Annotated in this window: 8 protein-coding genes, 1 pseudogene and 1 other annotated feature; of the genes and pseudogenes, 6 read left to right on the top strand and 3 right to left on the bottom strand. The window is 64.4% G+C overall.

Going from position 1 to position 8,901, the window contains the following annotated elements; translation table 11 throughout:
- A protein-coding gene (locus tag D000_RS0113145; RefSeq protein ID WP_231371024.1) for an IS3 family transposase occupies nt 1-1,115 on the top strand; the annotation gives its coding sequence in 2 pieces (ribosomal slippage) (nt 1-175 and nt 175-1,115; 1,116 coding nt annotated over the 2 pieces). This gene is flagged as partial in the annotation.
- Nucleotides 165-281: a sequence feature (AL1L pseudoknot), on the top strand. Its footprint overlaps the gene before it by 117 nt.
- Nucleotides 1,116-1,258: 143 nt before the next feature.
- Nucleotides 1,259-2,473 (top strand): glycosyltransferase family 4 protein, encoded by a 1,215-nt coding sequence (locus D000_RS0113140; RefSeq protein ID WP_018873983.1) that lies wholly within the window; start codon nt 1,259-1,261, stop codon nt 2,471-2,473.
- A gap of 182 nt (nt 2,474-2,655) precedes the next feature.
- Here the strand turns inward: D000_RS0113140 and D000_RS0113135 are convergent, their stop codons facing one another.
- Nucleotides 2,656-3,930 (bottom strand): IS256 family transposase, encoded by a 1,275-nt coding sequence (locus D000_RS0113135; RefSeq protein WP_026280009.1) that lies wholly within the window; start codon nt 3,928-3,930, stop codon nt 2,656-2,658.
- Between the two features lie 123 nt (nt 3,931-4,053).
- Between D000_RS0113135 and D000_RS0113130 the strand changes: the two are divergent.
- From D000_RS0113130 to D000_RS0113115, 4 genes and pseudogenes are all read left to right on the top strand, one after another.
- Nucleotides 4,054-4,377: pseudogene (locus D000_RS0113130) on the top strand (transposase); the annotation flags it as partial.
- A 284-nt stretch (nt 4,378-4,661) separates the two neighbouring features.
- Nucleotides 4,662-5,822 carry an ATP-binding protein gene (locus D000_RS0113125; protein WP_018873980.1) on the top strand — a complete coding sequence of 387 codons (1,161 nt, stop codon included), beginning with the start codon at nt 4,662-4,664 and terminating at the stop codon, nt 5,820-5,822.
- On the top strand, nt 5,823-6,698 hold the full coding sequence (locus D000_RS0113120) for a glycosyltransferase family 2 protein (RefSeq protein ID WP_018873979.1): 876 nt from the start codon (nt 5,823-5,825) through the stop codon (nt 6,696-6,698).
- Between the two features lie 13 nt (nt 6,699-6,711).
- Nucleotides 6,712-7,662 carry an SDR family oxidoreductase gene (locus D000_RS0113115; protein WP_018873978.1) on the top strand — a complete coding sequence of 317 codons (951 nt, stop codon included), beginning with the start codon at nt 6,712-6,714 and terminating at the stop codon, nt 7,660-7,662.
- A gap of 103 nt (nt 7,663-7,765) precedes the next feature.
- On the opposite strand, the gene D000_RS0113110 is transcribed toward D000_RS0113115, so the two are convergent.
- A complete protein-coding gene (locus tag D000_RS0113110; protein ID WP_018873977.1) occupies nt 7,766-8,200 on the bottom strand; it encodes a type II toxin-antitoxin system VapC family toxin in 435 nt (144 codons plus the stop codon).
- Entirely contained in the window at nt 8,200-8,436 is a 237-nt protein-coding gene (locus D000_RS0113105) for a type II toxin-antitoxin system Phd/YefM family antitoxin (protein WP_018873976.1), read from the bottom strand. Before D000_RS0113105 ends, D000_RS0113110 begins: the two co-directional genes overlap by 1 nt.
- Nucleotides 8,437-8,901 lie beyond the last annotated feature (465 nt).

Genomic DNA, 8,901 nt, shown 5'->3' with positions numbered 1-8,901 from the left:
AAGATCGGCTGCACGCCGGAGACGCTGCGGCTGTGGGTCCGCCGCGCGGAGCGCGAGCGGGACGATGCCTCGGCGCTGTCCGACAGCGAGCGCGCACGCCTGAAGGCGCTGGAGCGGGAGAACCGCGAGCTCAAGCGCAGCAACGAGATCCTGCGCAAGGCCTCGGCGTTTTTCGCCCAGGCGGAGCTCGACCGCCACGAGAAGTGATGGTGGCGTTCATCGACGCCCATCGCGAGGCCTACGGGGTCGAGCCGATCTGCCGCGAGTTGCCGATCGCCCCGTCGACCTACTACGAGGACAAGGCCCGGGAACGGGATCCCGGGCGGCTTCCCGCCCGCGTCCGGCAGGACGCGGCGCTGGACGCGAAGATCCGCGACGTCTGGGAAGACAACTTCAGGGTCTACGGCGTGCGCAAGGTCTGGCATGCCCTCCGGCTGGAGGGCTGCCACGTCGCGCGTTGCAGTGTGGCGCGGCGGATGCGCGCCCTGGGTCTGCGCGGGGTGACGCGGGGCAAGGCCCCGCGCACCACCCGTGCGGCGTTCGGGGTCGCGCTCCCGCCGGATCATGTCGGACGGTGCTTCCGGGTCAAGCGTCCGAACGCCCTGTGGGTGGCGGATATCACCTACATGCCCACGGCGCGGGCGGGCTTCGTCTACACGGCCTTCATCACCGATGCGTTCGCCCGCCGCATCGTGGGTTGGCGCGTCAGTCGGAGCCTGCGCACCGACCTGACGCTGGGAGCGCTGGAACAGGCGCTCCAGGCCCGGATGGGACGGGGCACGCCGCGCCCCATCCATCACAGCGATCGCGGCGTGCAATACGTATCGGTGCGTTATACCGACCGCCTCGGAGAAGCCGGGCTCCAGCCCTCGGTGGGCCGGGTCGGTGACTCCTACGACAACGCCCTGGCGGAGACCATCAACGGGCTGTACAAGACCGAGGTCCGGGCCTACTGGGGGCGTCTTAACGATCTACGCGACGTCGAGTGGGCTACGCTCCAGTGGGTCGACTGGTTCAACCGGCGACGCCTGTTGGAATCCAACGGGTATCGACCGCCGGCAATGATCGAAGCGCAGTACCATCAACCACTTCAGGGGTCCGTTCGTGCAGCGTGACCCAAACCAACGGGTCTCCGGGAAACCCGGGGCGGTTCATTGTTTCCAGTCTTTCGGGGTATGGATTACACCGAAGGCCAACGCTCGAGAAGTCGCGACTAGAAGGGCAGACTTGGCACCCAATGCATCCAGGACCCCACAGCATGGGTAAGAAGGTCCGATATATCTTCATGCGGTTTCCGGCACCATCGGAGGCGTTTGCTTCGGCGGAGGTGAGGGCTATCCGCCGCGATGGTTGGAACGTATCGGTTGCCTGTATGAGGGCGCGCTCGGAAGACTCTCGTCGTTTGCTCACTGAGAGGGGGCTATCTGACCTTCCTGTGTCTTATGCGGGTGCGGCCGAAATCGCGAGGGGGTTCGGCGTGATGCTCGCAAGCCCTGGTGCGGCTTTGCGGGTTTTCGGAAAAGTGGTGGCTAACACCTGGCGTGCTCCAAAGCAATTCATTGTGAGTGTACTCCTGTTGCCTAGGGCATTCGGCATCGCGCAGCAGGCGAGGCTGGACGAGATCGATGTTGTCCACCTGTTCTGGGGGCATTTTCCCAGTTTGGTAGGGGTTGCCTTACGTGAGATGGGACGGTCCCTTGGCCTCTCCATGTCCTTGGGGGCTTACGATTTGATAAAGAAGTATCCACTCTCGCGAGTGGCCGCGCAGTCGGCGGCGATCGTGACGCATGCCGAAGCGAACCGACCTGACGTTGCGCGCCTCTGTGCGGTTAACCCGCGCAGAATTAATGTGGTGTACCGGGGGATTGAGATCCCAGAGGACACTAGTCCGGTGCAGCATCCCATCCGGATGTTGGTGGTTGAACGCTTCGTTAAGCCGAAGCGTACGATTGATTCACTAAAGGTGTTTGCCAACGTTGCGCGCGAGTATCCCGAGGTGGTGTTAGAGGTGCTGGGTGATGGCCCGGAACGAGATGCGCTGGAGCAATGGGTTGCGGCCGCACGACTAACGGACCGCGTGTGCTTCCGTGGGCATCTTCCCCACGACGAGGCGCTTGAGCGTATGGAGGGCAGCGCCCTGTTGCTGAGCATGTCCCAATCGCCGGGTGAGCGATTACCGAATGTGGTGAAGGAGGCAATGGCGCGCCGTAATGCCGTCGTGGTGACGCGGACGCCGGGCATAGAGGAGTTGGTATCCCATGGTAATGCGGGTTTTGTCGTGTCGCCGGGCGCTGTTGATGAAGCGACCGGTCGGGTGGGAGAGCTTCTGGCTGATCCTGATAAGCTCGCACGCTTCGGCGAGGTGGCCCGGGCTCATGTAGGTCGTGAATTCGATATTGAGAAAACAACCAGGGCGCGAATCGGGATCTGGCAAAAGCTGATTGCGGATTCGGGTCGTGGGGCTGGGGTTTAGTTCGGGCGTAGCGGTGAACTGGCGGATTAGTGCAGCCGCACAGTTTGGGCGAATTCTGCCAACGGTGGGGTTCGACATCGACATAAGGAAAACGGGGACAGATTTATTTCCGTGTTTTCGTCGCAGGGAGCGAGCGGGATGAGTGAGTTATGGTCAAGTCTGGTGTATGAGCAGTTGCTGGTTCAGGCGGCGCTCCGGTCGGTAACGGATGATGCCTCGTCGTTGGTCGGATCGGTCTGCTCGACGCCGTCGATGAACGTCACCCCGCGCTCGAGCTTGTCGAGCCATTCGTAACCCCGGAGTCGGCGCCAGCGCTTCTGCGCGCTCTGGCCGAGCTTGAACGTCAGGCTCAGGACGGTGTTACGGGTCACGCAACCCCGGGTCTTGTGGGTGCGCAGCCGCACGGTGGCGAAGGTCGATTCGATCGGGTTGGTGGTCCGGATCGATTGCCAGTGCGCGGCCGGGCAGTCGTAGAACGCCAGCAGGGCCTCGCGGTCCTTGGCCAGCGTATCGGCGGCTTTCGGGTACTTGTCGCCGTAGGCGGTCAGGAAGGCGTCGAAGGCCTGTTCGGCGTCGGCGCGGGTTTCGGCCATCCAGATCGCCTGCAAGGCGGACTTGGCCTTGGGCTGACTGCGCTTGGGCAGGCGGTTCAGCACGTTGGCGGTCTTGTGGACCCAGCAGCGCTGGCGGCGGGTGTCCGGGTAGACCCGGGCCAGGGCCTTCCAGAAGCCCAGCGCGCCGTCGCCGATGGCGAGCCTGGGCCCCTGCGGCAGGCCCTGCTGGTCCCGCAGGCGCACCAGCAGCTCGTACCAGCTCTGTTCGGACTCCCGCATCCCGTCGTCGAGGGCAACAAACTCCTTAATGCCGTCGGGCAGGACGCCGATGATGACCAGCACACAAGCGCGGTCGTCGTCGCCCCCGCGCAGGTGGAAATGGATGCCGTCCGCCCACCAGTAGCTGTAGCGGTGGTCACTGAGATCGCGCTCGCGCCAGTCGGCGTGCTCGGTCAACCACTGCTGCTTGAGGCGGCCCAGCGTCGAGGCCGGCAGTCCCTGGGCCTGATCGCCCAGCAGCGCGCTCAGCGCCTCCTGGAAGTCGCCCGAGGACACCCCCTTGAGATAGAGCCAGGGCAGCAGCTCCTCGACCGAGCGCGCCCGGCGCAGATACGGCGGCAGCAGGCGGGAGGTGAAGTGCCGGCCGCCGCCGGACCGATCCCGGGTCTTCGGCACCTGCACCGGCACATCGCCGATGCCGGTCTGAACCCGACGCTCCGGCTGATAGCCATTGCGTACGACCGCCCGGCGACCATCCGGCAAGCGATCCTCCGCGTAGGTCTCCATGAACGTCTGCAACTCTGCCTCCACCGCTTGCTGGATCAGATCCCGCGCCCCGCGGCGCAGCAGATCGGTCAACGGGTCCTCTGGTCCGTTCGGGTTCTCTGTCGTATCGTGAGCCATGGTGGCGTATCTCCTCTGGCTGGCTGGTTGGTCGCACTTCCATTCCAGCCGGATACGCCGCCTTCCTCAATCCCCCCGTACACCACTTTTGACAGTAACTCGGGATGAGTCGGTAGGGACGGTATGCCAAGGATGGCGCGAGTGGTGTTGCCGCATATGCCGCACTATGTGGTGCAACGCGGGCACAACCGGCAGGTGGTGTTTGCCGGGGGCGAGGATTACGAGCGGTATTTGGAGGACCTTCGCGAGTTGAGCAGTGCGCTGGATATTCGAGTGTATGCATACTGCCTGATGCCCAACCGCCTGCATCTGTTGCTGAGGCCGGACGAAGCGGTCGCGGCGATGGGGCGGCTGATGAAGGCCATGGCGGCGCGTGCGACGCGGTATCGCAATCGGTTTGAGGGGCGCTACGGTACGTTGTGCCTTGGCCCTGCGCGTCAAACCCCGTTCCTGGGATGATCGCGTTCGGGGTCCACTTCACTGGCGGGGGCTTCGCGGGCGAGCCCGCTCCCACAGGGGGTAGCAGTCGGTGTAGAAGGCCAGCCTTCTGGCCGATGGGGTTGGCTGGCGTGGGTTATCGGCCAGGGGGCTGGCCTCCCACGGGGGGTGGTGTTTGTGCGGTGGTGGTCTGGGCCCGGGGTTCTGTGGGAGCGGGCTCGCCCGCGAATGACGGGTTTATGTAGATTGTAAAGGCAATTGCCAATCTGCATAGGTGGGGGTAGGGTAGGCGCATGATACCGCGCACTGCCGAAACACTGGTCCGGGAGCTGTTGAACGGCTTTCCCATCGTCGCGATCACGGGGCCGCGCCAGTCCGGAAAGACGACTCTGGCACGCGCGGTGATGGCGGATCGCCCGTATCGTTCCCTGGAAGATCCGGATGTGCGTGCGCTGGCGCTGGATGATCCGCGCGGGTTTCTGTCGCAATGTCCCGATGGGGCGGTGCTGGACGAGGTTCAGCGGGCACCGGAGTTATTGTCCTATCTGCAGACGCATGTGGACGGCGATGGACGCATGGGGCGGTTTCTGCTCACGGGGTCGCAGCAGTTCGGGTTGATGTCCGGGATTTCGCAGTCTCTGGCCGGGCGTTCGGCGTTTGTGGAGTTGCTGCCGTTAAGTCATGCGGAGTTGGTGGAGGCCGGGCAGGCCCCGCCGATTCTGGATGCGACGCTGTTTACCGGTGGTTACCCGGCACTGTATGACCGGCCGGTGTCTCCACGGCACTGGTTTCCGGCGTATGTAACGGCGTACGTGGAGCGGGATGTGCGGCAATTGCTCCAGGTGCAGGATCTGGACGCCTTTCAGCGCTTTGTGCGGCTGTGTGCCGGGCGCAGTGGTCAGGTGTTGAACCTGTCATCCCTTGCGTCCGATTGCGGTATTACCCACAACACGGCCAAAGCGTGGGTCTCGGTGCTGGAGGCCAGCTATGTGCTGTTTCTCTTGCGGCCGCACCATGCGAATTTCAACAAGCGGCTGATCAAGTCGCCGAAGCTGTATTTCCACGACACCGGGCTGTTGTGCTGGCTGCTGGGGGTGCAGACGCCGGACCAGCTGGTGGTGCATCCGCTACGCGGGCAGGTGTTCGAGACGTACGTGATTTCGGAGCTGCGAAAGGCCTTTCTCAATCGCGGCGAGCCGCCGCTTTTCCACTTCTGGCGCGACAGTAATGGCAATGAGGTCGACCTGCTGATCGAGTGGGCGGGTGGCCTGATGCCGGTGGAGATCAAATCCGGCCAGACGTTGAACCGGGACTTTTTCACCGGGCTTGAGCGCTGGACCGCGCTGGCCGGTGACATGGCCCGTTCGCCGACGCTGATTTACGGGGGCGAGGGCGAGCACCAGCGCAAGGATGTGCGGGTTCTGGGTTGGGAAAAGATTGGCGAGGTTGTGTAGATGTCGGGACTGCTGCGTGTGGACGGGACGTGCAGGGGGGTGTCCACGCCGCGGGTTTCTGTGGTGATGCCGCTGCACAACGCGGCGGATCGGGTCGAGGCGGGCGTGCGTTCGGTGCAGGGGCAGAGCCTGCCGGATTGGGAGCTGCTGGTGGTGGACGATGCCTCCACGGATGACTCGGGGGCGCGGGTGGCGGCGCTGGCGGCGGAGGATGCGCGCATTCGGGTGTTGCGGCTGGAGCGTAACGGTGGGCCGGCGGTGGCGCGCAATGCGGGCATTCGCGAGGCGCGCGGGTGGTATATCGCGTTTCTGGACAGCGACGATGTCTGGGCGCCGGAGAAGCTGGTGCGGCAGGTGGCGTTGATGGAGCGCGGGGCGGTGTTCAGCTTTACGGCGATGGAGCGGGTCGACGAGCAGGGGAGGCGGTTGTCCGCGGCCGGGGTGCCGGAGCGGGTCGGCTATGGGGAGCTTCTGAAGACCAACTATATTGGCTGTTCTACGGTGATGTACGACACGGGGTTCTTCGGTAAGGTGGAGATGCCGCTGATCGATCGGCGGCAGGATTACGGACTGTGGCTTTGGCTGTTGAAGCAGGTGGAGTTTGCGCATGGGCTGAATGAGCCGCTGGTTCGATACACGGTTCGCTCCGGGTCCGTTTCTTCCAACAAGCTGACAACGGCAGGGTACACTTGGCGGGTCTACCGGGAGTTGGAAGGGTTGTCGGTAATGCGATCAGCGTACTGTCTGGCGCATCAGACAGCGCGGGCGGCTGTGCGAAATCATCTTCCGAGAGTGGCGCGGCGGCTGGGGTGGTTGCATCCCGTCGATGGGGGCGTGGATTTAGATTGCCACGGGCCCCTCGGGCCCTCCCAATGACGGGTGCTGAGGGATGACGGGGCGCGTGCTTGTCACCGGTGCGAGCGGTTTTGTCGGATCGGCGCTGGTGAATCGCCTGGAACGGGACGGTCGCTGGGATGTGCGCGCCGGCTCGCGGCGGGGTGGGGCGTTGTCGAATGGCGCGGAATGGGTTGTTACGCCTTCACTGGAGGCGGGCGCGGATTGGGGCGGGGCGCTGCACGGGGTGAGTGCGGTGATCCACGCGGCGGCGCGGGCGCATGTGCTGAATGATGCGGCGGATGATCCTTTGACCGAGTTTCGCAGGTGCAATGTCGACGGGACGCTGGAGTTGGCAAGGCAGGCAGCGCAGACCGGGGTGCGGCGGTTTGTTTTTCTGAGTTCGATTGGTGTGCTGGGGCGCTCGAGTGAGCGCCCTTTTCGTTTTGATGATGCGCCGTCTCCGGAGGATGACTATGCCGTATCCAAGTGGGAGGCGGAGCAGGGGCTTGAGGATCTGGGCCGACAGACGGGGATGGAGGTGGTGGTCGTTCGGCCGCCGCTCGTCTATGGGCCGAATGCGCCGGGCAACTTTGGCAAGTTGATGGAATGGGTGGCGCGGGGTGTGCCGCTGCCGCTGGGCGCGGTGACGCGGAATCGGCGTTCGCTGGTGGGGTTGGATAACCTGGTGGATCTGCTGGTGACCTGCCTGGAGCATCCGGCGGCGGCGAATCGGGTGTTTCTGGCGGGGGATGGGGAGGATCTTTCCACAACCGATCTGTTGCGTCGGGTGGCGGCGGCGATGGGGCGGCGGACGCGGTTGGTGCCGGTGCCGCCTGTGCTGTTGCGGGCCGGGGCGCGTGCGGTGGGGCGTGGCGAGATGGCGCGGCGGCTGCTGGATTCGTTGCAGGTGGATATTTCGCATACGCGGGAGACGCTGGGGTGGGAGCCGCCGGTGAGTGTGGATGAGGGGTTGCGTCGGGCGGTGGTGCCGTTGGTTGGGTAGGGTTGGTGGTTTTTCCGGCTTTGGCGGGGGCTTTGCGGCCGAGGCCGCTCCCACGGGGGGGAGGGGGCACGGGGCGGTTGGCGTATGTTTGAGTTCGCAGGTGCTACTTGGGGCCGAGATCGGAGAATGTAGCGACGCCGAAAAATTCGGCTGATGCCAGGAGTGCCTGGTCGAGGGTTAGTAATGGGGCCTCGCTGGCCTCGGCGCACGCCAGATGCAGGGCGTCCAGCGTCCTCAGGTTTGTACGACGCGTGAGCAGCCATTGCATGGCGCGGTCAAAGGCGCTTTGGTTCAGCGAAACGAGGCGAAAGCGTCGCTCGCGAACGTCTTCGTGAAAGGCCGACTCGATCCGGTTGGCCTGGGCCTCGTCCAATTCACCCATGCGGACCCACCGGGCCAGTGCCGAAGCAAACTCGACACGCACCAGCTCACTGATGACGGGCGGCTGGCGCTGTGCGAGCAAGAGCTGTTCGATGGTGTCACTGGCGGGTTCGCTGCGGTAAAACGGCAGGACTGCACTGGTGTCTGCGTAGAACATCAGTAGCGTTCGGTATCCCGCAGGGTGCGAACCGTATCGACGGCTGCCTCCTGCATGGCCGGCACGCTCTTCCGCAAGTCTGCACGGGAACGAAACCCCGGGGGCTCCTCCGCGGGCCGCACCACGCGCGCGACGGGCCGACCCCGACGCAGGATGCAGACCTCCTCGCCTCGCTCCACCTCTTTCAGGATGCTGGAGAGCTGTTCGCGCGCGTCGCGGACGTTGACCTCTTTCATGTCGCTCCAAGCTTCAATGTGTACACATAAAATGTACACAAAATCCGGTTCAAGGCAAGCGACGAGTAGCCGGCGCGCCGCGAAGTGCCTGCGTATGTCGGGTTATGGTGAGGGGGCTTCGCGGCCAAGGCCGCTCCTACATGGATTTGACCCAGGGCGTCATCCTGGAAATCACTTTGCGGTTATCCGGGATCTGTGGGGTGGGGGATCGCTCTGGCGTTGGGTGTTGTTCGGGCGTTGGCGGGGGCTTCGCGGGCGAGCCCGCTCCCACAGGGGGAGCATGGGGTGTGGGAGGTCGGCCTCTGGCTGATTGCGCCTGACCAACAGCCATTCGGCCAGAGGCTGGCCTCCTACAGGAGGGCTGGCGTAGTGAACCGTACCGACTTTTCCGGAGGCTCTGATCCTTGGGAGGATAGAGCGATGAGTGAGATGACACGGTATAGCCCGGAGGTCCGGGAACGGGCG

The organism is Thioalkalivibrio sp. ALJ16 (assembly GCF_000377345.1).
GTDB lineage: Bacteria > Pseudomonadota > Gammaproteobacteria > Ectothiorhodospirales > Ectothiorhodospiraceae > Thioalkalivibrio.
The sequence above is the reverse complement of the archived record's forward strand: the minus strand, read 5'-3'. Positions and strand labels throughout refer to the sequence as shown.